Consider the following 24,322-nt stretch of genomic DNA (forward strand, 5'->3'; position numbering starts at 1 on the left):
GTCAGGGCTGGAGGGCGGCGGCGCAGTCGGCGCAGGTGCCGAAGATCTCCACGGTGTGGGCCACGTTCACGTAGCCGTGCTCGGCCGCGATGGACTCCGCCCACTTCTCCACGGCCGGGCCCTCCACCTCGACCGCCTTGCCGCACTTGCGGCAGACCAGGTGGTGATGGTGATCGCCGGTGGAGCAGCGGCGGTAGACGGACTCGCCGTCGCTGGTGCGCAGGACGTCGACCTCACCGGCGTCCGCGAGCGACTGGAGGGTGCGGTAGACGGTGGTCAGGCCCACGGAATCGCCACGGTGCTTGAGCATGTCGTGGAGTTCCTGGGCGCTGCGGAACTCGTCCACCTCGTCCAGCGCAGCCGCCACGGCCGCCCGCTGCCGGGTGGATCGCCCTCGTACTGGCGCGGTATTCATCTCGCCAGGCGCAGTCGCCACCGGTTCCTCCTCGTATCGGCCTGCCGCCATTGTGCCAGGCGGCCGAGGACTCTAGACCTTTACGTCGTCCCGCGTGCACACCTCTTCGGCGGCGCGGGCCGCCTTCGCCCGGCGCCGGGCCAGGGGGGCGGACAGGGCCGTCAGCACCATGAAGACGCCGATGGCCAGCAGGACGATCGTCGCGCCCGAGGGCACGTCCATGTAGTAGGTGGCCGCCGTGCCGGTCAGGGACACGGTCACGCTGATGGCCATGGCCAGGCCCAGCGTGGTGGCGAAGCTGCGGGTGAGCCGCTGGGCGGCCGCGACCGGGATCACCAGCATCGCGCTGACCAGCAGCAGGCCGACGATGCGCATGGCGACGGTGACGGTGACCGCCGCGGTGACCGCGATCAGCAGGTTCAGCGCGCGCACGGGCAGACCCGTGACGCGGGCGAACTCCTCGTCCTGGCAGACGGCGAAGAGCTGGCGGCGCAGGCCGATGGCGACGGCGAGGACGAACGCGGCGAGGATCGCCATCGCGGTCACGTCCTCGGCGGCGACCGTGGTGATCGAGCCGAACATGGAGCCCAGGAGACTGGCCGTCTGGCCACCGCCGAGGTTGATGATCATGACGCCGCCGGCGAGGCCGCCGTAGAAGAGCATGGCGAGGGCGACGTCCCCGCTGGTCCTGCCGCGGGCGCGGATCAGCTCCATGCCGACGGCGCCGAGGACGGAGACGAGGGTGGCCATCCAGACCGGGCTGGTGTGGAGCACCAGGCCGAGGGCGACGCCGGTCATGGCGACGTGGCCGAGGCCGTCGCCCATGAGCGCCTGGCGGCGCTGGACGAGGTACGTGCCGATGGCGGGGGCCGTGATGCCGACCAGGGCGGCCGCGATCAGCGCTCGCTGCATGAAGGCGTAATCGAGGATGTCCATCAGCTCAGCAGTCCCGTCCGCAGGGGCTCGGCGTCGTGCGCCGCGTGGGGGTGTACGTGGTCGTGGCCGGGCAGGGCGTGCTGGCCCACGGCCTCCGGGGGCGGCCCGTCGTGGACGACGCAGCCGTCGCGCAGGACGACGGCGCGGTCGATCAGGGGCTCCAGCGGGCCCAGCTCGTGCAGGACGAGCAGGACGGTGGAGCCGGCGGCGACCTGCGTGCGCAGGGCGCTCGCCAGGACCTCCTGGTTGGCGAGGTCCACGCCCGCCATCGGCTCGTCCATGATCAGCAGTTCGGGTTCGACGGCGAGTGCCCGGGCTATGAGGACGCGCTGGTGCTGGCCGCCGGAGAGGGCGTCCACCGAGACGTCGGCGTGCCCGTCCATGCCGACCAGGGCCAGGGCGTGCGCTATGGCGGCCCGGTCGGCCTTGCGCAGGAGTCCGAAGCAGGAGCGGGCGAGCCGGCCGGAGGAGACGACCTCGCGGACGGTGGCCGGGACGCCGCCGGCGGCGGTGGTGCGCTGCGGGACGTACCCGATGCGCGACCAGTCGCGGAAGCGCTTGAAGTCCGTGCCGAAGAGGCTGAGGGAGCCGTCGGTCAGCGGGACCTGGCCGACCACGGCGCGGACGGCCGTGGACTTGCCGGAGCCGTTGGCGCCGAGCAGGGCGACGACCTCCCCGCGGTGGACGGTGAGGTCGATCCCGCGCAGCACGGGGCGCGAGCCGAGCGAGGCCGTGGCCCCGCGCAGGGATATGACGGGCTGGTCGTCCGCCGGGCGGGGCGTGGACTGCATGGCTCGCGCCTCCGTTGCTGCTGCCATTACTTGCTACCGAGTGCCTTCTGGAGGTTCTTCAGGTTGGACCGCATGACCTCGAAGTAGTCAGCGCCCTGGGACTTGTCGCTGATTCCCTCGAGCGGGTCGAGGACGTCGGTCTTCAGACCGGTGTCCGCCGCGAGGACCTTGGCGGTCTTGTCGCTGGCCAGGGTCTCGAAGAACACGGTGGAGACATTGTCCTTCTTCGCGACCTCCTGGAGCTCCTTCATCCGGGCCGGGCTCGGCTCGGACTCGGGGTCGACGCCGGAGATGCCCTCCTGGTCCAGGCCGTAGCGCTCGGCGAGGTAGCCGAAGGCGGAGTGGGTGGTGATGAAGGTCCTGGAGGCCGTGTTCTTCAGGCCGTCCTTGAACTCCGTGTCCAGCGCGGTCAGTTTGCCGACCAGCTCGTCGGTGTTCTTCCGGTAGTCCGCCGCGTGGTCGGGGTCGGCCTTCTCCAGGGCGGCGCCGACGCCCTTGGCGATCTCCGCGTACTTGGCGGGGTCGAGCCAGACGTGGGGGTCCGTGCCGCCCTCGCCGTGGCTGTGGCCCTCGGCCTCGCCGGCGTGCTCGTCGCCGTCCTGGTGGGCGTGGCCCTCCTCGCCGTGGCCCGGCTCACTGCCGTGGTCGTGGTCGGAGGAGGCGTGGGACTCCAGCTTGGTGAGGGTCGCGGCGTCGACGACGTTCTTCACGCCGGACTGGGCGACGGCCTTGTCGACGGCGGGCTGCAGGCTCTTGAGGTAGAGGATCACGTCGGCCTCGCCGAGCTGCGCGGTCTGCCGCGGGGTGATCTCCAGGTCGTGCGGTTCGACGCCCGGCTTGGTCAGGCCGTCGACCTTCACGTGGTCCTTGCCGATCTGCTCGGCGAGGAACTGCATCGGGTAGAACGACGCCGTCACGCCGAGCTTGCCGTCCTTGCTGCCGGTGGCGGCGGCTCCGGAGCAGGCGGTGAGGGCCGTGGCGCCGAGGGCGACGGCTCCGGCGAGGGCGGCGGTGGGTATGAGGCGTCGTACGTTCATGACATCCATTTTCATCAAAAATGGAAACGATTGTCAAAAACCCTGGTGGGGAGGCCGGGCGGGCAGGCGTGGAGGGGGATCCGATTTGAAAGGGGGGGTGCGGGCGCCGGTAACCTAAAGGCTTCGCCGTTCGTCCTCGTAATGAAGAGAGCACCGTGGCCGCCGACAAGATCGACACCATCGTCAGCCTGAGCAAGCGCCGTGGCTTCGTTTTCCCGTGCAGTGAGATCTACGGCGGCTCCAAGGCCGCCTGGGATTACGGCCCGCTGGGTGTCGAGCTCAAGGAGAACATCAAGCGCCAGTGGTGGAAGGCGATGGTCACCGGGCGTGAGGACATCGTCGGCATCGACTCGTCCGTGATCCTGGCCCCCGAGGTCTGGGTGGCCTCCGGCCACGTTGCGACCTTCTCGGACCCGCTGACCGAGTGCACCGCCTGTCACAAGCGCCACCGCGCGGACCACCTTGAAGAGGCGTACGAGGCCAAGCACGGCCGCCTGCCCGCCAACGGCCTCGCCGACATCAACTGCCCCCATTGCGGTGTGAAGGGCCAGTTCACCGAGCCCAAGCAGTTCTCCGGCATGCTGGAGACGCACCTCGGCCCGACCCAGGACACCGGCTCCAAGGCGTACCTGCGCCCCGAGACCGCCCAGGGCATCTTCACCAACTTCGCCACCGTGCAGACCACCTCGCGCAAGAAGCCCCCGTTCGGCATCGCGCAGATGGGCAAGTCCTTCCGCAACGAGATCACCCCCGGCAACTTCATCTTCCGCACGCGCGAGTTCGAGCAGATGGAGATGGAGTTCTTCGTCAAGCCGGGCGAGGACGAGCAGTGGCAGGAGTACTGGATGCAGGAGCGGTGGAACTGGTACCGCGACCTCGGCATCCGCGAGGAGAACATCCGCTGGTACGACCACCCGAAGGAGAAGCTGTCCCACTACTCGAAGCGCACCGCTGACATCGAGTACCGCTTCAACTTCGGTGGCAACGAGTTCTCCGAGCTCGAAGGCGTCGCCAACCGCACCGACTTCGACCTCAAGGCCCACTCCGCCGCCTCCGGCCAGGACCTCGTGTACTTCGACCAGGAGACGAAGGAGAAGTACACCCCGTACGTCATCGAGCCGGCGGCCGGTGTCAACCGCGCCATGCTCGCCTTCATGCTCGACGCGTACGTCGAGGACGAGGCCCCGAACGCCAAGGGCGTCATGGAGAAGCGCACCGTGATGCGCCTCGACCCGCGCCTGGCCCCGATCAAGGTCGCCGTCCTGCCGCTGTCCCGCAACGCGCAGCTGTCGCCGAAGGCCAAGGGCCTCGCCGCGGACCTGCGCAAGTTCTGGAACATCGAGTTCGACGACGCGGGCGCCATCGGCCGCCGCTACCGCCGCCAGGACGAGATCGGTACGCCGTTCTGCGTCACCGTCGACTTCGACACCCTGGACGACAACGCGGTGACCGTGCGCGAGCGCGACACCATGAAGCAGGAGCGCGTCTCCCTGGACCAGATCCAGACCTACCTCGGCAGCCGCCTGCTCGGCTGCTAGGCCCTGTCCGGCCAGGACGCACGAAGACCGGTGGCCCCGGTGCGCGAGGAGCGCACCGGGGCCACCGGTCTTTCGTCTTGCGCGGTAGGTCAGGCCGCGGAGCCCCCGGCCGCCCCGGCCGCCTCGGCTTCGGCCGCCTCGGCGGCGCGGCGCTCGCCCTCCGCCTGGGAGCGCTTGCCGTACAGGGCGGTCCACACGCCCAGGGCGCCGAGCACCGCGTAGATCATGATCGGGCTGAGGGTCACCATGGTCTTGGTGCTCAGCGTGTACGCCAGGATGATGCGGACGACGGCCTCGATGACGTAGGCGACGCCCCAGACCAGGGTCATCCGGGTCATCGTGGTCCGGAAGCCCTCGTACTGCCACAGGCCGTTCCACCAGGCCGTGCTCTCGGGCGTGCCGTCGGTGGCGAACTTGCGGCCAAAGTAGAACATCAACGGGCGCTTCGCCAGCAGGGTGGACAGGCAGAGCAGCCCGAACAGCCCGGTCACGGCGGAGTCCTTGACCAGCAGGGCCCGCGCCGAGGGGTCACCGACGAGCGAGACCCCGGCGGTGATCACGATGAACACGATGGTGACCAGGGCGAATTCGTCGAGCTTGCGGTGCCAGGCCACGCTGATGGCGCTGTCGAGCAGGGGCCAGGCGCTGCTGAGGAGCAGCGCCGAGAACTCGCTCCAGCCGTGGTCGTCCACGAGCGTGTTGTAGGTGATGATCGGCGCGACCACGTTGAGGCCGATGGTCAGGATCCAGCCGATGGCGGTCGCGGCCCCCGAGCGGGCGGGAGGTGCGGGTCGGGCGACGTGGGTGGACAAGGTTCCCCCTGGAACGAGCCTGATGGAGTGCGGTAGGGGGACCGTAGGGACGGGGGAATGGCAGGGACAAGACAAGGGCGCCCAAAATGATCATCAAGTTCTCCGGACCGACAGATTCCGGACAGGCCCCGCCGGCCCGGGTCAGGCGCGCAGACCCCGGATGACCAGCGTGGTGACCGCCTCGAACTCCGTGAAGATCGTGGGCGAGAGCCAGTCGGCCGCGTACTGCGGGTCGTGGAAGCGGCCGGTGGCGTCGAAGACCGCCCGGGCGGCGGCCGGCACGTCCTCGGCGGCGAGCGTCCCGGCGGCGACGCCCTCCGCGATGATCCGGGCCAGCTGGTCGATCAGCTCGACCAGATGCGCGTCCACCACGCCGCTGTTCTCGGCGAGCAGCACCGTGTAGGTCGCGAACAGCTCCGGATCCGCGCCCGCCTTGTGCCGCTTGGCCTCGAAGAGGGCCCCGAGCCACGCCTCCAGCTTGGTGGGGGCGCTCCCGGTGGGTGCCGAGGTGATCTCCTCCAGCATGACCACGCTCTTGGCGAGCCAGCGGTCCGTGACGGCCTCGCGCAGCGCCGCCTTCGACGGGAAGTGCCGGTACACGCTGCCGTGGCTGACACCGAGGGCGCGCGCCACGTCCACCACGGTCGCCTTGGTGGGGCCGAAGCGGCGCAGCACCTCCTCGGTGGTCTCGAGGATGCGCTCGGGGGTCAGGGGCTCGGCGGCAGCGGGGGACATGGGTACGACCGTACCGTCAGCTCAGTGCTCACTGTCGAGGTGGGCCATCTGGGCCTCCGGGTACCTCTCGCCGGCCGCCGCACCGGCGGGCACGGCCTCCTCGATGGCGGCGAGGTCCGCGGCGCTGAACGTGATGTCCATGGCACCCAGTGCCTCGGCGAGCCGGTCCCGGCGCCGGGCGCCCACCAGCGGTACGAGGTCCACGCCCTGCCGGGGGCCCTGGGCGAGCACCCAGGCGATCGCGGTCTGGGCGACGCTGACCCCCTTGTCCTCGGCGACCTTGCGCAGGGCCTCGACCAGGTCGAGGTTCCGGTCGAGGTTGTCGCCCTGGAACCGGGGGCTCATGCCGCGGAAGTCGCCCGGGGCCAGCGAGCGGTCGCGGGTGAAGTGGCCGCTGATCAGGCCGCGGGACAGCACTCCGTACGCCGTGATCCCGATCCCGAGCTCGCGGGCGGTCGGCAGGATCTCCTGCTCGATGCCGCGGGAGATCAGCGAGTACTCGATCTGGAGGTCGGAGATCGGGGCCACGGCGGCGGCCCGGCGCATGGTGTCCGCGCCGACCTCGGACAGGCCGATGTGGCGCACGTGCCCGGCCTGGACCGCCTCGGCGATGGCCCCGACCGTCTCCTCGATCGGCACGTCCGGGTCCACGCGGGCGATCCGGTAGATGTCGATGTGGTCCCGGCCGAGCCGCTGGAGCGAGTAGGCCAGGAAGTTCCTGACGGCCGCGGGCCGCCCGTCATAGCCGGTGAAGCCGCCCTCGACCGTGCGCAGCGCGCCGAACTTGACGCTGGTCAGCGCCTGCTCGCGGGCCGCGGCGGGCGCCGTGCGCAGGGCTTCGTTGATCAGCAGCTCGTTGTGGCCCATGCCGTAGAAGTCGCCGGTGTCGAGCAGCGTGATGCCCGCGTCCAGGGCGGCGTGGATGGTCGCGAGGGACTCGGCGCGGTCGGCCTCGCCGTAGAGGGCGGACATCCCCATGCAGCCCAGCCCCAGCGGGAAGACGGAGGGGCCGGTGCTGCCGAGGGTGGTGGTCGTCCGGGTGGTCGTTCGGGCGGTCGTCTGAACGTTCTCGTTCTTCGTCATGGAACGAGAATGACATGACGGATGACAGATTTCAACATCTGTCACTCGTCAGTGTCAGGCGAGGATCCGCAGGGCCAGGGCCGCCGCCGCGACCACGGCGAGGACGGCCGCCGGTGCGAGGTCGTAGTCCTTGACGCGCAGGTGGCTGATGACCGCGCCGATGAAGTAGAGGGTCACGCCGATCGCGGCGGCCACGCCGAGCGGTGTCACCCACAGGCCGGCGACCAGGCCGATCGCCCCGGCGGCCTTGAGGGTGGCCAGCCGTGGCAGCCACGCGTCCGGGACCCGGACCTTCTGCATGCTCGCCACGATCTGGTCGTTGCGCTGCAGGGTGAAGGTGGCGGAGGCGGTGAGGACGAGGGCGAGCAGGCCGCCGACGACGGCGTAGGCGATGAACATAAAGGTCTCCAACAGTCGATGGTGTTGAATCATTGAATAGCATCAACGATATGTCCAATGCAATCATTTCTCGATTGCTACGATGTGGACCATGACGGCAGATCAGGACGGATCGCACCCCCCGCAGCGGCTGGGCCTGCTGCTCGCCTGGCACGGATCGGTCACCCAGACCCGGATGAAGCGGGCGCTCAGCGCCGCCGGGCTCACCCCGCGGCACGCGATGACGCTGATGCACCTGGAGGGCGGCCCCATCAGCCAGCGGGCGCTCGCCGAGCGGCTGGAGGTGGACCCGAGCGTGCTCGTCGGGATCCTGAACGACCTGGAGGGCGACGGCCTGGCCGAACGTCGCCGGGACCCGGCCGACCGGCGCCGTCACAACGTGGCCATCACCGCCGCCGGGGAGGCCGCCCTGCACAAGACGAACGCCGCCCTCGACGAGGTCGAAGGCGGCATGTTCGCAGGACTGTCGGAGCAGGAGTGCGCCCTCCTGCGCGGCCTCCTCGACCGGGTCAACACCTCGGCCGGGGACTTCGAGTGCGGCGAGTAGCCGCCGCCCCGGCCGGGCGCGCGGCCGGGCGGGTGCTCAGGCGCCCGGCCGCGCCGGCGGTCAGGCGCGCAGTCAGGCGCGCGGCGAACCCGCCGTCGCGGACGGACTGACGGGCTCCGCCAGGGTGCGGGCCGTCCGCTCCGCCGTCGCCCGCGCCCAGCTGCCGCTCGTCACCGCGCCCACGACCAGCACCGCCAGTCCGCACAGCGTGATGATCCACCAGGCCGGCTGGGCCGCCCCGGAGAAGTCGGAGCCGCCGGCCAGCCCGGCCGCCAGGACCGAGCCGATGACCGCGACGCCCAGCGTGCCGCCGGTCTGGCGGCTGGTGGAGGCGATGGCGGCCGCGACGCCCGCCTGGGAACGCGGCATCCCGGACACCGCCGTATTGGTGATCGGCGCGTTCACCATGCCGAAGCCGAGCCCGAACAGCACGTACCCGGTGAACAGGAGCGGGTTGGAGGTCTCGGCCTCGAACAGGGCGAACAGCAGCCCGCTCGACGCCATCGCCACACCCGCGATCAGCAGGCAGATCCGTGGCCCCCGGCTGCCCACCAGCCGCCCCGCGAGCGGCGCGAAGAGGACGGTCAGGGCCGCCATCGGCAGCATGTAGAGCCCGGCGTGCAGGGCGCTGAGCCCCCGTACGTCCTGGAGGTACAGCGTGTTCAGGAAGAGGAAGCCGGCCAGACCGGCGAAGGCGCTGATCGCGATCACGGTCGACCCGCTGAAGGGCGCGCTCCGGAAGAACCGGAGGTCGATCAGCGGCTCCTCGCGCCGGGGCTCGTAGACCAGCAGCCCCACGAGCGAGGCCACGGCCACCACCGCGCACCCCATGATCAGCGGCGAGCGCCAGCCGGCGGCCGGGGCCTCGATGATCCCGTACGTCAGACTGCCGAGCAGGGCGATGACCAGCACCTGGCCCACCGGGTCCGGGCGCCGCGGCCGGGCCGCCCGGGACTCGGGGATGTGGCGCAGGGTCAGCACGAGCGCCGCCAGACCGATCGGCAGGTTGATCAGGAAGATCGAGCGCCAGCCCACGGAGTCCACCAGCACTCCGCCGATCAGGGGCCCCGCGGCCATGGAGATGCCACCGACCGCGCCCCACACGCCGATGGCCCGGGCCCGCTCGGCCGGATCGGTGAAGGTGTTGGTGATGATCGACATCGCCACCGGGTTGAGCATCGCGCCGCCGATCGCCTGCACCATCCGGAAGACGATGAGCCAGCCGAGGCTGGGGGCGAGCGAGCACAGCAGGGAGCCCAGGCCGAAGGCCAGCAGGCCGGCGACGAACACCTTGCGGCGGCCGATCCGGTCGGCCGTGGAGCCCGCGAGCATCAGCAGCGAGGCCAGGACCAGGGTGTACGCGTCGATGGTCCACTGCAGCCCCGCGACCGAGGCGTCGAGTTCTCGGCGCATCGACGGCAGCGCGACGTTGAGCACGGTGTTGTCGAGGCTGACGATCAGCAGGCTCATGCAGCAGATCGCCAGGACGAGCATGCGCTGCCGGGGACTCGGCTCGATCATGCCGCCGATGCTACGTCCGCCACACCCCCTCGGCATGCGGGACAATGGGCGGATGACCACGCTCCCTCCGCCTCTCGCGATCGGCCCGCACACCGTGCAGCCCCCGGTGGTGCTCGCGCCCATGGCCGGCATCACGAATGCCCCGTTCCGTACCCTCTGCCGCGAGTTCTCGGGCGGCAAGGGGCTGTTCGTGAGCGAGATGATCACGACCCGCGCCCTGGTCGAGCGCAACGAGAAGACCATGCAGCTGATCCACTTCGACGAGACCGAGAAGCCCCGTTCGATTCAGCTGTACGGGGTCGATCCGGCGACGGTCGGCAAGGCCGTCCGGATGATCGTCGAAGAGGACCGCGCCGACCACATCGACCTCAACTTCGGCTGCCCGGTCCCCAAGGTCACCCGCAAGGGTGGCGGCTCGGCGCTCCCGTACAAGCGCAACCTGCTCCGCGCGATCCTCCGCGAGGCCGTCGCCGGCGCCGGCGACCTGCCGGTCACCATGAAGATGCGCAAGGGCATCAACGACGACCACCTCACCTACCTCGACGCCGGCCGCATCGCCGTCGAGGAAGGGGTCACCGCGATAGCCCTGCACGGTCGGACCACGGCCCAGCACTACGGCGGCACCGCCGACTGGGACGCCATCGCGCGGCTCAAGGAGCACGTGCCGGAGATCCCCGTGCTCGGCAACGGCGACATCTGGTGCGCCGAGGACGCCCTGCGCATGTTCCGCGAGACCGGCTGTGACGGCGTGGTCGTGGGCCGCGGCTGCCTGGGGCGGCCGTGGCTGTTCAACGACCTGGTGGCGGCCTTCGAGGGCCGCCCCGAGGACTTCCACAAGCCGGTGCTGCGCGAGGTCGCGGCCACCATGCACCGGCACGCGCAGCTGCTGGGGGAGTGGATCGGGGACGAGGCGCGCGGGGTGATCGACTTCCGTAAGCACGTGGCCTGGTACCTGAAGGGCTTCTCGGTCGGGTCCGAGATGCGCCAGAAGCTCGCGGTCACCTCTTCCCTGGCCGAGCTGGACGCTCATCTGAGCGAGCTGGACCTGGACCAGGCATGGCCCGAGAGTGCGGACGGCCCGCGCGGTCGGACGTCCGGAAACAACCGAGTTGTCCTGCCCGACGGCTGGCTGAAGGACCCGTACGACTGCGCGGGTGTGAGCGAGGACGCTGAACTGGACACCTCCGGAGGCTGACAAATCGCCCTCCGTGGCGCGTGATATACGCCACGCATGGGAAGGGTTTCGCTCAGATGAGCAATAAAGTCACGGGTAAGACTTTCAAAGGGTGGCACTGGGTGCCACCCTTTGTGCGTTCAACTCTTGAAGGCAAATGGATCGATGATCGCTCATCCGAGCGTGATTACGCCCCAGAAGCCCCCTCCTCCTTCGAGAGGTGAACGCTGTTCGTACTTTCTGATTACCCATGAGTTACTTTCGATCTGCTGGCGCACGGGTGGTTACAGCCGCATGACGACCAAGTGGACGTACCCAGAAGCCTTCGATCTGGGTATGTTCCTGGCCGTCAGGGCAGCCACCGAGCCTCGAGGAGTCGAGACCCGTGTCGGAAAACAAAGATCAGAAGTTCGTCTACGACTTCACCGAGGGCAACCGCGACCTCAAGGACCTTCTCGGCGGCAAGGGAGCCAACCTCGCCGAGATGACCAACCTGGGTCTGCCGGTCCCTCCCGGCTTCACCATCACCACCGAGGCCTGCAAGGTCTACCTCGACAGCGGCACGGCCCCGGCCGCGCTGCGCGAAGAGGTCAGCGCCCACCTTGCGGCCCTCGAGGCGAAGATGGGCAAGAAGCTCGGACAGTCGGACGACCCGCTGCTGGTCTCCGTCCGCTCCGGCGCCAAGTTCTCGATGCCCGGCATGATGGACACCGTCCTGAACATCGGTCTCTCCGACGAGTCCGTGACCGGCCTTGCCTCCCAGGCCGGTGACGAGCGCTTCGCGTGGGACTCGTACCGCCGCCTCATCCAGATGTTCGGCAAGACCGTCCTCGGCGTCGAGGGCGAGCTCTTCGAGGACGCCCTCGACGAGGCCAAGGCCGCCAAGAAGGTCACCGTCGACACCGACCTCGACGCCGCCGACCTGAAGAAGCTGGTCAAGCACTTCAAGAAGATCGTGGCGAAGGAAGCCGGCCGCGAGTTCCCGCAGGACGCCCGCGAGCAGATGGACCTCGCCGTCGAGGCCGTCTTCAACTCGTGGAACACCGACCGCGCCAAGCTCTACCGCCGCCAGGAGCGCATCCCGAGCGACCTGGGCACCGCGGTCAACATCTGCTCCATGGTCTTCGGCAACCTGGGCCCCGACTCCGGCACCGGCGTCGCCTTCACCCGCGACCCCGCCAGCGGCCACGCGGGCGTCTACGGCGACTACCTCCAGAACGCCCAGGGCGAGGACGTCGTCGCGGGCATCCGCAACACCGTGCCGCTCGCGGACCTGGAGGCCATCGACAAGGCCTCGTACGACCAGCTCATGACGATCATGACGACGCTGGAGAACCACTACAAGGATCTCTGCGACATCGAGTTCACCATCGAGCGCGGCCAGCTGTGGATGCTCCAGACGCGTGTCGGCAAGCGCACCGCCGGCGCCGCCTTCCGCATCGCCACCCAGCTCGTGGACCAGGGCCTGATCGACGAGGCCGAGGCCCTCCAGCGCGTCACCGGTCACCAGCTGGCGCAGCTGATGTTCCCGCGCTTCGACGAGGGTGCGAAGACGACCCTGCTCGGCCGCGGCATCGCCGCCTCCCCGGGCGCGGCCGTCGGCAAGGCCGTCTTCGACTCCTACACGGCCGTCAAGTGGTCCCGCTCGGGCGAGAAGGTCATCCTGATCCGCCGCGAGACCAACCCGGACGACCTGGACGGCATGATCGCCTCCGAGGGCATCCTGACCTCGCGCGGCGGCAAGACCTCGCACGCCGCCGTCGTCGCCCGCGGCATGGGCAAGACCTGTGTCTGCGGCGCCGAGGAGCTCGACGTCGACACCAAGCGCCGCCGCATGACGGTCGGCGAGACGGTCATCGAAGAGGGCGACGTCGTCTCCATCGACGGCTCCACCGGCAAGGTGTACCTGGGTGAGGTACCCGTCGTACCGTCCCCGGTCGTCGAGTACTTCGAGGGCCGCATGCACGCCGGCGCCGACGACGCCGACGAGCTCGTCGCCGCCGTGCACCGGATCATGGCCTACGCGGACCGCGTCCGCCGCCTGCGGGTGCGCGCCAACGCCGACAACGCCGAGGACGCGCTGCGCGCCCGCCGCTTCGGCGCCCAGGGCATCGGCCTGTGCCGCACCGAGCACATGTTCCTCGGCGAGCGCCGCGAACTGGTGGAGCGACTGATCCTCGCGGACACCGACGGCGAGCGCGAGGAGGCACTCAGTGCCCTCCTGCCGCTGCAGAAGAAGGACTTCGTCGAGCTGTTCGAGGCGATGGACGGCCTGCCCGTCACCGTCCGCCTGCTCGACCCGCCGCTGCACGAGTTCCTGCCCGACATCACCGAGCTGTCGGTGCGCGTCGCCCTCGCCGAGTCCCGCCAGGACGCCAACGAGAACGACCTGCGCCTGCTCCAGGCCGTGCACAAGCTGCACGAGCAGAACCCGATGCTGGGTCTGCGCGGCGTCCGCCTCGGCCTGGTCATCCCCGGCCTGTTCAAGATGCAGGTCCGGGCGATCGCCGAGGCCGCGGCCGAGCGCAAGAACGCCAAGGGCGACCCGCGCGCCGAGATCATGGTCCCGCTCGTGGGCACGGTCCAGGAGCTGGAGATCGTCCGCGAGGAGGCCGACCAGGTCATCGCCGAGGTCGAGGCCGCCACCGGCACCAGCCTCAAGCTGTCCATCGGCACCATGATCGAGCTGCCGCGCGCCGCGCTGACCGCCGCCCAGATCGCCGAGGCCGCGCAGTTCTTCTCCTTCGGCACGAACGACCTGACCCAGACGGTGTGGGGCTTCTCCCGCGACGACGTCGAGGCCAGCTTCTTCACCGCGTACCTGGAGAAGGGCATCTTCGGGGTCTCGCCCTTCGAGACCATCGACAAGGACGGCGTCGGCGCGCTGGTCCGCAGCGCGGTCGAGCAGGGCCGGGCCACCCGCCCCGACCTCAAGCTCGGCGTCTGCGGTGAGCACGGCGGCGACCCCGAGTCCGTCCACTTCTTCCACGAGGTCGGCCTCGACTACGTCTCCTGCTCGCCCTTCCGGATTCCGGTGGCGCGCCTGGAGGCCGGTCGTGCGGCCGCCGAGGCGAAGGGCAGCGACAGCCGCTGACCCACCGGCCCTGCCAAGGGCTCCCATAGACCGCGCCTGCCCCCGGGTTCCCTGACTGCCCGGTGGCGGGCGCGCCTATTTCCGTTGTTCAACAAATCTTTACGCCAGCAGGCGGTGGACGGATCCCCACCCGTCCACCGCCGCTGTCATTCTGCCGGGCACGTCGGCGCTTCCCGGTGCGACCGACCGCCAGGCCCCGCAAAGCCCCCCACGGCCTTCGCGGAGCGTTTCGGTCGCATCGGAGTGTGCCCGGCGGAGTACAGGATTTCGGTTGTCACGCCCCTGCCGAAAGGGGTTTCAACTGTGGCCGAAAGGGCGTGGTGACAACGTGTGACGGCATGCATACTCATGGGGCGGGGGGATTGCGGTTGCACAGGTGGGGGTTCGGTGCTGCGTATCCATTTCACTGGAGTGGACCTGGCACGCGTACGGATGGCAGGGCGTCCCGATGCGTTGTGGGAAACGATTCTCAGCTTTCACCGCTTAAGAGACCGGCGCGATGCCCGGTTGTTCGGTGAATGGCGTACGGAAACCCGGAGCAGGTTGAATAGTGAAACACGCACGCTCGGTATGCTCATACCGAGCCGTGGTTATTTTCCCGATTTCCTGACCCCTGTGGAGGGGCAGTACGGGTGGGACGTGGGCCTCGACGCGCTGCGCGGGATCCGTCCCGAGCGCATGCGGCGCGAGCTCCAGCTGCTGGCCGCCGGGGCGCCGATGACGCCCCGGCTACGGGAGTTCATGGACGGCGGTGACAAGCAGCTGCCGCGGCTCATGGGCGAGCTCCGCGCGTACCACCGGGCCGCCGTGGAGCCGTACTGGACGCACATCCAGGCCCAGATCGAGGCCGAGCGGGCCGCGCGCGGCCGGGCCCTGCTGGACGGGGGCGCGGACGAGCTGCTGGACTCGCTGCCGCCGATGCTGCGCTGGCGGGCGCCGGTGCTGGAGTGCGACTACCCGGTGGACCGGGACGTACGGCTGCGGGGGCGCGGGCTGCTGCTCCAGCCGTCCTTCTTCTGCCGGCGCACCGCGGTGACCCTGCACGATCCGGAGCTGCCGCCGGTGCTGGTCTATCCGGCGGCGGCGCAGTTGGCCTCGGCGCCGGCGGGGGGTGAGGCGGCGCGGCCCGTGGAGGAGCAGCGCCAGCGCACCCTGGGCAAGCTGGTGGGGCACACGCGGTCGGTGGTGCTGCGGGCCATAGGGGACGGGGCGACCACCAGTGAGCTGGCCCGCCGGGCCGGGGTCTCGCTGGCGTCGGCGAGTCAGCACGCGTGTGTGATGCGGGAGGCGGGGCTGGTGACCACGTTGCGGCGGGGGAACGCGGTGCTGCATACCGTGACGCCGCTCGGGGCCGCCCTGTTGAAGGGCGGGGCCGTGGCTTCGTGACGGTGGCCGCCGCCGCACCCCTGCGGGGTTGCCCGTGGGGGTGCGGCCGGTTGTGCGGGTGCCGGTCCGTTGCGGGGGCGCTGCCCCCGAGCCCCCGCGCCTCAAACGCCGGCGAGGCTGGAGTGGTGCGGCGGGGCTGGAGGGGGCGGGGTCCGGGGCTGAATGGTGCGGCGAGGCTAGAGGCGGAAGGGGCCTGTGACCTCGTAGGTGATGCCGGCGGAGGAGCTGCCGGTGGTGCCGCGCTGGCTGGAGAAGTAGAGGCGGTTGCCGGCCGGGGAGAAGGCCGGGCCGGTGATCTCCGAGGAGGACTGGCCCGTGATCCGCAGGAAGGGGGCCACCACGTCGTCCGGGGTGATCACGCAGATCTCCATGTTGCCGCCGTCCTCGGCGACGTACAGGTCGCCGAACGAGGACCCGGTGACGTTGTCGACGCCCGTCAGCGGGGCCGCGCCGCCGGGGACGAGGGAGTCGTCGTAGGCCAGCTCGTACGTGTTGTTGGTGAGGTTGAGCTGCCAGACGCGGTTGTCGCCCTTGGTGGTGAACCAGACCGTGTTGTTGGCGTAGTGGCAGCCCTCGCCGCCGTTGAACTTCTTCGAGCCGGACACCTGGCTGCGGGTCGCGGTCGGGGAGCCGTCCGGGTCGGGGACGTTGGCCCAGGTGAAGGAGCCCGAGGTGGCGGTGCCGGCCTTGAGGACCTGGAGGGTGCCGGAGGAGAGGTTGCCCCAGGTGGTCGGGATGAACCGGTAGAAGCAGCCGCTCGTCTCGTCCTCGGTCAGGTAGATCACCTGGCGCACCGGGTCGGCGGCGGCCGCCTCGTGCTTGAAGCGGCCCATGGCGGGACGCTGCACGGACGCGTTCACGCCGTACGGGTCGGTCTCGTAGACGAAGCCGCGGTCGACCTCCTCGCAGGACAGCCAGGTGTTCCACGGGGTCTTGCCGCCCGCGCAGTTCTGCCGGGTGTTGGAGAGGATCCGGTAGGCGCCGGTGACGGTGCCGGCGGAGTTGAACTTCACCGCGCTCGCCCCGCCGGAGGGGTTGATCTCCGAGTTGGACACGTAGATCCAGCCCGAGCCGTCGGCGAAACACGCGCCGCCGTCCGGGGCGCTGTGCCAGGTGTACGAGGTGCCGCCGACGGTCTGGCCGGAGCGGGCGATCACCCGGCTGGTGAAGCCGCTGGGGAGCATGATGCCGTTGGCGTCCGCCGCGCCGAGCGCCCCGTAGGGTCCGGCCCCGGGCTGGGCGGGCGCCGCGTAGGCGGCCCCGTGCATCAACGTGCCGCCGAAGGCGGCGGCCGACGAGCCGATGACGGCGCCGCGCAGGAAGGTACGACGTTCCACGGTCACTCCTGTGGGAGGAAGGCCCCGCACCCGGTCGAGCGCGGGGTCGCACGCGTCGAGGAACCTAGGAGGCGCCCGTTGCCGGGGCGCCAACTCCTCATGACGCACGAGCGACCGCTCGACGTTCAATCCCCCGGACGTGCCATGGCGTGCCGTGCCCGTGCCGTGGTGGGCGTACGAAAAAAAACTTCGCGGGGAGCGATGAGTTTCTCCGGGCCCCGCGGTCTACCTCCCGAAAGCACCGAGCAGCACGCACCGCGCGCCGCACCCGAGAGAAGAGGGACCCCGATGTCCGCCACCATGATCTTCGTCAACCTGCCGGTCAAGGACCTGGAGGCCAGCAAGACCTTCTGGGGCAAGCTGGGCTACACCTTCAACGCCCAGTTCACCGACGAGAACTGCGCCTCGATGGTCATCAGCGACACCATCGTCGCGATGCTCCTGACCGAGGACCGCTACAAGGACTTCACCCACAAGGAGATCGCGGACGCGACGAAGACCTCCGAGGTGCTGCTCTGTCTGAGCGCCCCCAGCCGCACCGCCGTCGACGAGCTGGTGGACGGGGCCCTGGCGGCCGGCGCCACCGAACCCCGCCCCGCCCAGGACCACGGCGTCATGTACGGCCGCGCCTTCGACGACCTCGACGGCCACACCTGGGAGATCATGTGGATGGACCCGGCCATCATCCAGGGCCAGGACCAGGGCCAGGACCAGGGCTGACCGTCCGCCTGGTGATCACGAGGTCGCGGCGGTCCGCACCGGGTAGGTCCGGACCGCCACCTCCTCGTCGTCCAGGCAGCGCCCCGACTCCAGGTCGAAGCGCTGCTTCAGCAGGGGCGAGGCCACGAAGGGCCGGCCCGCCACGGCCCCCACCAGCCCGCGCGAGAGCACGTGCGCCCCGGTGAAGGGGTCCTGGTTGCCGATCGCGTACGGGCGCCCCGCACGGTCGACGAACACGGCGGCCTGGCTCCCGTCGGGCAGCAGGGCCGCGACCCCGCGCCCGGGGACCAGCGAGGACAGTTCGCACACCGTCAGCCAGCCCTGCGCCACTTGCAGTTCCACGGTCATCGGACGGCACCTCCTATGGTCAGGACGGCCAGGTCGGGCTTGACCTGGTCGCGCTCGGGGACGAACCTCACGGTCGGGTCGGGGGCGCCGGGCGCGTTCACGAAGGACACGAACCGGCGCAGCCGCTCCGGGTCCTGGAGCGTCTCGGCCCACTCGTCCCGGTAGTGCGCCACGTGGTCGGCCATCAGGGACTCCAGCTCCGCGCACAGCCCGAGCGAGTCGTGCACGATGACGTCCCGCAGGTGCGCCAGGCCCCCCTCCAGCCGCTCCAGCCAGGTGGAGGTGCGCTCCAGCCGGTCGGCGGTGCGGATGTAGAACATCAGGAACCGGTCGATCAGCCGGACCAGTTCCGCGTCAGACAGGTCCTGGGCCAGGAGGTCGGCGTGGCGCGGGGTGGCCCCGCCGTTGCCGCCGACGTACAGGTTCCACCCACTCGCCGTCGCGATGACCCCGAAGTCCTTGCTCTGTGCCTCCGCGCACTCGCGGGCGCAGCCGGACACCGCCGACTTCAGCTTGTGCGGGGCGCGCAGCCCGCGGTAGCGCAGCTCCAGGTCGATGGCCATCCTGACGCTGTCCTGGACCCCGTAGCGGCACCAGGTCTGCCCCACGCAGGACTTCACCGTCCGCAGCGCCTTCCCGTACGCGTGCCCGGACTCGAAGCCGGCGTCGACGAGCCGGGCCCAGATCCGCGGGAGCTGGTCCACGCTCGCGCCGAAGAGGTCGATCCGCTGCCCGCCGGTGATCTTCGTGTAGAGGCCGAAGTCGCGGGCCACCTCGCCGATCACGATCAGCTTGTCGGGGGTGATCTCACCGCCCGGGATGCGCGGGACGACCGAGTACGAGCCGTTGCGCTGCATGTTCGCCAGGAAGTGGTCGTTGGTGTCCTGGAGGGCGGCCTGCTCCCCGTCCAGGACGTAGCCGCTGGCGCCGAGGGCCGGGGCGAGCGAGGCGATGATCGAGCCGACGGTGGGCTTGCAGACCTCGCAGCCGTCGCCGCCGCGGGCCTCCGGGCGGCCGTGGCCGTCGAGGAGCTGCTCGTACGAGGCCAGCCGCCGGGTGCGGACGATCTCGTACAGCTCGGAGCGGGTGTACGGGAAGCAGCCGCACAGCCCCTTGTCGGCGGCGGCCGGCAGCAGCTGGCCGATCACCTTGACGCAACTGCCGCAGCCGGTGCCCGCCTTGGTGCACTTCTTGACCTCGGCGAGGGTGGCGCAGGCGGCGATGGCCTTCTTCGTGACGTTGTGGCAGGAGCAGATCACGGCGTGGTCGGGCAGCGAGGACGGGCCGAGCGCGACCGGCGCGCCCACCCCGGCGGGCAGCACCAGCTGCTCGGGGGCGACGGGCGGGACGCTGCCGGTGAGCGGGCGCAGCAGGCCGTACGCGTCGGCGTCACCGACCAGGACACCGCCGAGCAGGACCCCGTCGGGGGAGACGACCAGCTTCTTGTAGACGCCGGAACGGGAGTCCGACCAGATGACGTCGAGGCTGCCGGGGGCGGTGCCGTGGGCGTCGCCGAAGGAGGCCACGTCCACGCCCAGCAGTTTGAGCTTGGTGGAGAGGTCGGCCCCGGTGAACTCCTTCTCGCGGCCCAGCAGGTCCTCGGCGGCCGTCTCGGCCATCTCGTAGCCGGGGGCGATCAGCCCGTAGACCCGGCCGTCCACGGCGAGGGCGCACTCGCCGATGGCGTAGACGTGCGGATCGGAGGTGCGGCAGCGGGCGTCGACCGCGATGCCCCCGCGCTCGCCGACGTCCAGCCCGGCATCGCGGGCCAGCTGGTCGCGGGGGCGGACGCCCGCGGAGAAGACGACGAGGTCGGCGTCGACGGTGGAGCCGTCGGACAGCCGCATCCCGCTGACGTGGCCGTCCTCGCCGGTCACCACCTCCTGGGTGCCGACGCCGGTGTGGACGGTCAGACCCATCGACTCGATGGTGCGCAGCAGGGCCGCGCCGCCGCCGTCGTCGACCTGGACGGGCATCAGGCGTGGGGCGAACTCGACGATGCGGGTGGTGAGGCCGAGCCCCTGGAGGGCGCCGGCCGCCTCCAGCCCGAGCAGCCCGCCGCCGACGACCGCGCCACTGGTCCGGCTCTTGGCGTACTCCTCGATCGCGAGGAGGTCCTCGATCGTGCGGTAGACGAAGCAGCCGGGGGCGTCCTTGCCGGGGACGGGCGGCACGAAGGGATAGCTGCCGGTGGCCAGGACCAGCACGTCGTACGGGAACACCCGCCCCGAGCGGGAGGTGACGGTGCGGGCGGCCCGGTCGATGTGTTCGGCGGGGTCGCCGAGGTGGAGGGCGATGCCGTGCTCGTCCATGAACCCGGCGGGGGTCATGGACAGGTCCTCGGCGGTGCTGCCGGAGAAGTACGAGGTCAGGTGCACGCGGTCGTAGGCGGGTCGGGGCTCCTCGCAGAGCACGGTGATCCGGTGCGTGGCGGTGACCCCGCGCTCGGCGAGCGCTTCGAGGTAGCGCTGGCCGACCATGCCGTGCCCGATGAGCACGATCGTGGGCAGGGGCTCGGTCATCTCAGTGGCCTCCGTCGTCGGTGAGCAGGTGGAACAGGTCGTGCGGGGACTCGCCGCCCTCCCAGGTGCGGGCGAGGGCGCCCACGGTGGAGAGCTCGCCGAGCAGGACCCCGCCGACGAGCCGGTCGTCGCGGACGACGACCTTGCGGTAGGTCCGGCGGGTGGCGTCGGCGAGGCGGACCACGTCGTCGCCTGGGCGGGGGGTGGTCTCGCCGAAGGCGGCGAGGTCCAGGGAGCCGGTCTCGGCTCCGCCGAGGGTGAGGCGGGTGAGGGCGCGGGTGCCGGTGTAGCGCGCGGGGGTTCCGGTGAGGACCGCGGCGAGGGCGTCGGCCTGCTCCAGGGCGGGGCCGGCCAGGCCGTACACCTGGCCGGCGTGCTCGGCGCAGTCGCCGATGGCGTGGATGCGGCGGTCGCTGGTGCGGAGGTGGTCGTCGACCACGATCCCCCGGCGGGTCTCCAGGCCGGCGGCCTTGGCGAGGCCCGTGCGGGGGCGGACGCCGCAGGCGAGCACGACGAGATCGGCCTCCAGGCGGTAGCCGTCGGCGAGTTCGACCCCGGTGACCCGCCGCTGCCCGGGCGCGGCGCCGTTGCCGGGGCTCCGCCCCGGACCCCGCTCCTCAAACGCCGGAGGGGCTGGATCGCGCGGCGGAGCCGCAGATGTGACCAGGCCGCGGACGCGGCATTCCGTGTGGATCTCCACGCCGAGTGAGGTCAGGTGCGCGGCCAGCAGGGCCGAGGCCTCGGTGTCCAGCTGGCGTTCCATCAGGCGCTCGCCCTGCTGGGCCAGGACCACCACCGCCCCCCGCGCGGCGAGCGCACGGGCCGCGGAGACGCCCAGCAGGCCGCCGCCGATCACCACCGCCCGCACCCCGGGGCGTACGGCCGCCGAGAGGGCCAGGCAGTCGTCCATCGTGCGGAACGCGTGGACCCCGTCCGGGAGGTCCCGCCCCTCGGGCTCGAACAGCCCGCGCAGCGGCGGGAGCACCGCGTTCGAGCCCGTGGCCAGCACCAGCGTGTCGTACTCCGCCACCGTGCCGTCGTCGCACCGTACGGTCCGGTCCGCGCGGTCGATCCGTACCGCGCGCACGCCCCGGCGCAGCGCCGGGCCGGGTGCCGGGAGGGCGGTGACCTCCGGTGCGTACCGGCCGGCCAGGACCTCCGCGAGCAGGACCCGGTTGTAGGGGACGTGCGGTTCCTCGCCGAGGACGGTCACCGTCGCCCCACCGGTCAGCCGCGCGGCCAGTCGCAGGCCCGCGAGGCCGCCGCCGATCACCACCACACGCTGGTTCGAGGTCATGGCACGAGCGTGCGCGGCCGCTGTTTCCCCGCCGCATCGCCCCTGTTACCCGGACGGAACGCCGACCTCAGCGCCCGGGTTAAGGGTCGGTGAGGCCTTCCTCAAGGCCGACTTAAGGATCATCAGGGCGGCCGTCCGGGCCCTTAGCGTGCTCCGTATGCGAGATGCGGTGGTGCTGGTCAGGGGCGGGATGCTGGGCGGGGCGGGGGTGGTGACCCTGCTCTGGGCGGCGCAGGTGCGGCCCTCCGCGCGGCCCGACGCGCTGTTCGCCACCGCCGCGCACCTGACCGGCCTGCTCGCCGGCTACGGGGTGCTCGTGCTGCTGTTCCTGATGGCCCGGGTGCCCGCCGTCGAGCACGGGGTCGGCGCGGACCGGCTCGCCCGCTGGCACGCCTTCGGCGGCCGGTACGTGCTCCTCCTCTGCTTCGGGCACGGGCTCTTCGCCCTGCTCGGATACGCCGTGCACGAGGGCGTCGACGTGGTCTCCGCCGTCCGGGAGCTGCTCGGCTACCCCGCGCTCGCCGCCGCCGCGGCCGGGACCGTCCTCCTGGCCGCGGTCGGCGTGACCTCCGCCCGGGCGGTACGCCGCCGGGTGCCCCACGAAACCTGGCGCGGGGTGCACCTGCTGGTCTACCTCGCCGCCGCCCTCGCCTTCGGCCACCAGCTCGCCGGGCCCGATCTCGCCGCGGCCGCCTGGTTCTGGGCGCTCGCCCACACCGTGGTCGCCGTCCTGCTGGTCTGGTACCGCGCGGTGGTTCCCGTACGGCAGGCCCTGCGGCACGCGCTGCGGGTCGCGGACGTGCGGGTGGAGGGGCCCGGGGTGGTCTCCGTCGTCATGTACGGGGAGCACCTCGCGGAACTGCGCGCGGAGCCGGGCCAGTTCCTGCGCTGGCGGTTCCTCCAGCGGCGGCTGTGGCACACCGCCCTGCCGTTCTCGCTGTCCGCGCCGGTCCGCGGGAACGCCCTGCGGATCACCGTCAAGGGGCTCGGCGGCCACTCCCGCCGGATCCGCCGGCTGCGCCCCGGCACGCGGGTGCTGGCCACCGGGCCGTTCGGGGCGCTCACCGCCGCCCGGCGGACCCGGCCCAAGGTGCTGCTGATCGCGGGCGGGGTCGGGATCACCCCGATGCGGGCCCTGTTCGAGACGCTGCCCGGCGGTCCCGGGGACATCACCCTGCTCTACCGGGCCGGGGCCGAGGAGCACCTCGTCCTGCGCGGCGAGCTGGAGAGGATCGCGGCCGAACGGCAGGCGGGGCTGCACTACCTGCTGGGGCCTTCGGGCGCCGCGTACGATCCGCTGGCGCCGCAGGCGCTGGCCGGGCTGGTGCCGGACCTGACCGAGCACGACGTGTACCTGTGCGGGCCGCCGGGGATGGCCGAGGCGACCCGGGCGGCGCTGTTGCGGGCCGGGGTGCCGGCCGGACGCATCCATTCCGAGTGCTTCAGCTTCTGATCCGGTTCCGATCCGCTTCCGATCCGCTTCCGATCCGGGGTTTCCCCTTCCGTCCGGCGTTCCCCGAGGAGTCACCACCCCATGCGTCACCCGCTGCACGTCGCCCTGTCCGTACCCGTCGGGTCCAAGGCCGCTCCGGCCGCGGCCCGGCACCGCAAGCCGCGCGGGCCCTCGGTGGTGCGGGCCGGGCTGGCCGCGCTGGCCTCCGTACCGCCCGCGCGGCGCCTGGCGGCGGGGCTGGGGGCGGCCAGTGTGCTGGCCGCGAGCGTGCTCACGGCGGTGGTGGACCCGGCGGCCCCGGTGGCTCCGGACCGGGCGGCGGCCCGGCAAAGCTCAACCTTTGCGCAAGTTTCCGGGGATTGATGGTCCCTGCACCTGACAGCTCCATAAGGTCATGTCGTGCCTGACATATCAACGACCATGATCATCGTCCTGTGCGTGGCAGCGGCGGCGGCCGGCTGGATCGACGCCGTGGTGGGCGGCGGCGGCCTGCTGCTCCTGCCCGCACTCCTGCTGGGCCTGCCCCAAGCCCACCCGGCCACCGTCCTCGGCACCAACAAGGCCGTGGCCATCGTCGGAACGGCGGGCGCCGCGGTCACCTACGTCCGCAAGGCCCCGGTGGACGTGAAGCTCGCCGTCCGCATCGGCCTGGCCGCGCTCGTCGGCTCGATGGGCGGCGCCGCGCTCGCCGGCGGCATCAGCAAGGACGCGCTGCGGCCGCTGATCATGGGCGTGCTCGTGATCGTGGCGGGCGTCGTGATCTTCAAGCCGGGCTTCGGCACCGCCCCCTCGACCGCGCCCGTCAGCCGGCAGCGGGTGCTCCTCGCCATCGCGCTCGCCGGCCTCGGCATCGGCTTCTACGACGGCCTCATCGGGCCCGGCACCGGCACCTTCCTGGTGCTCGCGCTCACGGCGCTGCTCCACCTCGACCTGGTGACCGCCTCCGCCACCGCCAAGATCGTCAACTGCTGCACCAACGCGGGGGCGCTCGCGATGTTCGCCTACCAGGGCATGGTGCTGTGGCAGCTCGCCGCGCTCATGGCGGTCTTCAACCTGGCCGGCGGCATGATCGGCGCCCGCATGGCGCTCAAGAAGGGCAGCGGCTTCGTCCGCGGCGTCCTGCTCACGGTGGTGGGCGCGCTCGTGGTCAAGCTCGGCTTCGAACAGTGGGGATGAC

22 protein-coding genes are annotated in these 24,322 nt (G+C 71.2%); 9 read left to right on the forward strand and 13 right to left on the reverse strand.

Going from position 1 to position 24,322, the window contains the following annotated elements; all coding sequences use genetic code 11:
• Position 1: 1 nt before the first annotated feature.
• The 4 genes from ACFYZ4_RS27695 to ACFYZ4_RS27710 are packed head-to-tail and all read right to left on the reverse strand — an operon-like array spanning position 2 to position 3,179.
• A complete protein-coding gene (locus ACFYZ4_RS27695; RefSeq protein WP_351304100.1) occupies positions 2-436 on the reverse strand; it encodes a transcriptional repressor in 435 nt (144 codons plus the stop codon).
• 51 nt (positions 437-487) lie between these two features.
• On the reverse strand, positions 488-1,351 hold the full coding sequence (locus tag ACFYZ4_RS27700) for a metal ABC transporter permease (RefSeq protein ID WP_351304102.1): 864 nt from the start codon (positions 1,349-1,351) through the stop codon (positions 488-490).
• Positions 1,351-2,142 carry a metal ABC transporter ATP-binding protein gene (locus tag ACFYZ4_RS27705; RefSeq protein WP_390785114.1) on the reverse strand — a complete coding sequence of 264 codons (792 nt, stop codon included), beginning with the start codon at positions 2,140-2,142 and terminating at the stop codon, positions 1,351-1,353. Before ACFYZ4_RS27705 ends, ACFYZ4_RS27700 begins: the two co-directional genes overlap by 1 nt.
• Before the next feature lie 26 nt (positions 2,143-2,168).
• Positions 2,169-3,179 carry a metal ABC transporter substrate-binding protein gene (locus tag ACFYZ4_RS27710; RefSeq protein WP_390785115.1) on the reverse strand — a complete coding sequence of 337 codons (1,011 nt, stop codon included), beginning with the start codon at positions 3,177-3,179 and terminating at the stop codon, positions 2,169-2,171.
• Between the two features lie 155 nt (positions 3,180-3,334).
• Between ACFYZ4_RS27710 and ACFYZ4_RS27715 the strand changes: the two genes are divergently transcribed.
• Positions 3,335-4,717, forward strand: a complete 1,383-nt coding sequence (locus ACFYZ4_RS27715) for a glycine--tRNA ligase (RefSeq protein WP_351304111.1) — start codon at positions 3,335-3,337, stop codon at positions 4,715-4,717.
• Between the two features lie 89 nt (positions 4,718-4,806).
• Here the strand turns inward: ACFYZ4_RS27715 and ACFYZ4_RS27720 are convergent, their stop codons facing one another.
• The 4 genes from ACFYZ4_RS27720 to ACFYZ4_RS27735 all read right to left on the reverse strand — a co-directional run bounded on the left by ACFYZ4_RS27720 (position 4,807) and on the right by ACFYZ4_RS27735 (position 7,758).
• A complete protein-coding gene (locus tag ACFYZ4_RS27720; RefSeq protein WP_390785116.1) occupies positions 4,807-5,529 on the reverse strand; it encodes a VC0807 family protein in 723 nt (240 codons plus the stop codon).
• A 141-nt stretch (positions 5,530-5,670) separates the two neighbouring features.
• Entirely contained in the window at positions 5,671-6,264 is a 594-nt protein-coding gene (locus ACFYZ4_RS27725; RefSeq protein ID WP_351300340.1) for a TetR family transcriptional regulator, read from the reverse strand.
• A gap of 21 nt (positions 6,265-6,285) precedes the next feature.
• Complete coding sequence (locus tag ACFYZ4_RS27730) at positions 6,286-7,347, reverse strand: aldo/keto reductase (RefSeq protein ID WP_390785117.1); 1,062 nt, start codon at positions 7,345-7,347, stop codon at positions 6,286-6,288.
• A 54-nt stretch (positions 7,348-7,401) separates the two neighbouring features.
• Positions 7,402-7,758 carry a DoxX family protein gene (locus tag ACFYZ4_RS27735; RefSeq protein WP_384350919.1) on the reverse strand — a complete coding sequence of 119 codons (357 nt, stop codon included), beginning with the start codon at positions 7,756-7,758 and terminating at the stop codon, positions 7,402-7,404.
• A 79-nt stretch (positions 7,759-7,837) separates the two neighbouring features.
• On the opposite strand from ACFYZ4_RS27735, the gene ACFYZ4_RS27740 reads away from it, so the two are divergent.
• Complete coding sequence (locus tag ACFYZ4_RS27740; protein WP_390785118.1) at positions 7,838-8,293, forward strand: MarR family winged helix-turn-helix transcriptional regulator; 456 nt, start codon at positions 7,838-7,840, stop codon at positions 8,291-8,293.
• Positions 8,294-8,365: 72 nt separating this feature from the next.
• Here ACFYZ4_RS27740 and ACFYZ4_RS27745 read toward each other — a convergent pair whose 3' ends face one another.
• Positions 8,366-9,814 (reverse strand): MFS transporter, encoded by a 1,449-nt coding sequence (locus ACFYZ4_RS27745; protein WP_351300351.1) that lies wholly within the window; start codon positions 9,812-9,814, stop codon positions 8,366-8,368.
• A gap of 34 nt (positions 9,815-9,848) precedes the next feature.
• Here ACFYZ4_RS27745 and dusB point away from each other — a divergent pair, with 34 nt between their 5' ends.
• The 3 genes from dusB to ACFYZ4_RS27760 all read left to right on the forward strand — a co-directional run bounded on the left by dusB (position 9,849) and on the right by ACFYZ4_RS27760 (position 15,468).
• Positions 9,849-11,009 carry a tRNA dihydrouridine synthase DusB gene (dusB, locus tag ACFYZ4_RS27750; protein ID WP_390785119.1) on the forward strand — a complete coding sequence of 387 codons (1,161 nt, stop codon included), beginning with the start codon at positions 9,849-9,851 and terminating at the stop codon, positions 11,007-11,009.
• A 364-nt stretch (positions 11,010-11,373) separates the two neighbouring features.
• On the forward strand, positions 11,374-14,082 hold the full coding sequence (gene ppdK / locus ACFYZ4_RS27755; RefSeq protein ID WP_351300357.1) for a pyruvate, phosphate dikinase: 2,709 nt from the start codon (positions 11,374-11,376) through the stop codon (positions 14,080-14,082).
• A gap of 387 nt (positions 14,083-14,469) precedes the next feature.
• A complete protein-coding gene (locus ACFYZ4_RS27760; RefSeq protein WP_301371298.1) occupies positions 14,470-15,468 on the forward strand; it encodes a helix-turn-helix transcriptional regulator in 999 nt (332 codons plus the stop codon).
• A gap of 176 nt (positions 15,469-15,644) precedes the next feature.
• Here ACFYZ4_RS27760 and ACFYZ4_RS27765 read toward each other — a convergent pair whose 3' ends face one another.
• Positions 15,645-16,805 carry an alkaline phosphatase PhoX gene (locus ACFYZ4_RS27765; RefSeq protein ID WP_351300360.1) on the reverse strand — a complete coding sequence of 387 codons (1,161 nt, stop codon included), beginning with the start codon at positions 16,803-16,805 and terminating at the stop codon, positions 15,645-15,647.
• 288 nt (positions 16,806-17,093) lie between these two features.
• Here ACFYZ4_RS27765 and ACFYZ4_RS27770 point away from each other — a divergent pair, with 288 nt between their 5' ends.
• Positions 17,094-17,525 (forward strand): VOC family protein, encoded by a 432-nt coding sequence (locus ACFYZ4_RS27770; protein WP_390785120.1) that lies wholly within the window; start codon positions 17,094-17,096, stop codon positions 17,523-17,525.
• A gap of 15 nt (positions 17,526-17,540) precedes the next feature.
• Here ACFYZ4_RS27770 and nirD read toward each other — a convergent pair whose 3' ends face one another.
• From nirD to ACFYZ4_RS27785, 3 genes are read right to left on the reverse strand one after another with little or no spacing between them, the layout of a single operon-like run.
• Positions 17,541-17,873 carry a nitrite reductase small subunit NirD gene (gene nirD, locus ACFYZ4_RS27775; RefSeq protein WP_030711012.1) on the reverse strand — a complete coding sequence of 111 codons (333 nt, stop codon included), beginning with the start codon at positions 17,871-17,873 and terminating at the stop codon, positions 17,541-17,543.
• A complete protein-coding gene (gene nirB, locus ACFYZ4_RS27780; protein WP_390785121.1) occupies positions 17,870-20,395 on the reverse strand; it encodes a nitrite reductase large subunit NirB in 2,526 nt (841 codons plus the stop codon). Before nirB ends, nirD begins: the two co-directional genes overlap by 4 nt.
• A gap of 1 nt (position 20,396) precedes the next feature.
• On the reverse strand, positions 20,397-21,692 hold the full coding sequence (locus ACFYZ4_RS27785) for an NAD(P)/FAD-dependent oxidoreductase (RefSeq protein WP_390785122.1): 1,296 nt from the start codon (positions 21,690-21,692) through the stop codon (positions 20,397-20,399).
• A gap of 157 nt (positions 21,693-21,849) precedes the next feature.
• Here ACFYZ4_RS27785 and ACFYZ4_RS27790 point away from each other — a divergent pair, with 157 nt between their 5' ends.
• From ACFYZ4_RS27790 to ACFYZ4_RS27800, 3 genes are all read left to right on the forward strand, one after another.
• On the forward strand, positions 21,850-23,145 hold the full coding sequence (locus ACFYZ4_RS27790) for a ferric reductase-like transmembrane domain-containing protein (protein ID WP_390785123.1): 1,296 nt from the start codon (positions 21,850-21,852) through the stop codon (positions 23,143-23,145).
• Between the two features lie 81 nt (positions 23,146-23,226).
• Positions 23,227-23,508 carry a hypothetical protein gene (locus ACFYZ4_RS27795; protein ID WP_390785124.1) on the forward strand — a complete coding sequence of 94 codons (282 nt, stop codon included), beginning with the start codon at positions 23,227-23,229 and terminating at the stop codon, positions 23,506-23,508.
• A 36-nt stretch (positions 23,509-23,544) separates the two neighbouring features.
• Positions 23,545-24,321 carry a sulfite exporter TauE/SafE family protein gene (locus ACFYZ4_RS27800; RefSeq protein WP_384350940.1) on the forward strand — a complete coding sequence of 259 codons (777 nt, stop codon included), beginning with the start codon at positions 23,545-23,547 and terminating at the stop codon, positions 24,319-24,321.
• Position 24,322: the final 1 nt, after the last annotated feature.

The sequence above is a fragment of the Streptomyces sp. NPDC001513 genome, assembly GCF_042894695.1.
Classification (GTDB): Bacteria; Actinomycetota; Actinomycetes; order Streptomycetales; family Streptomycetaceae; genus Streptomyces.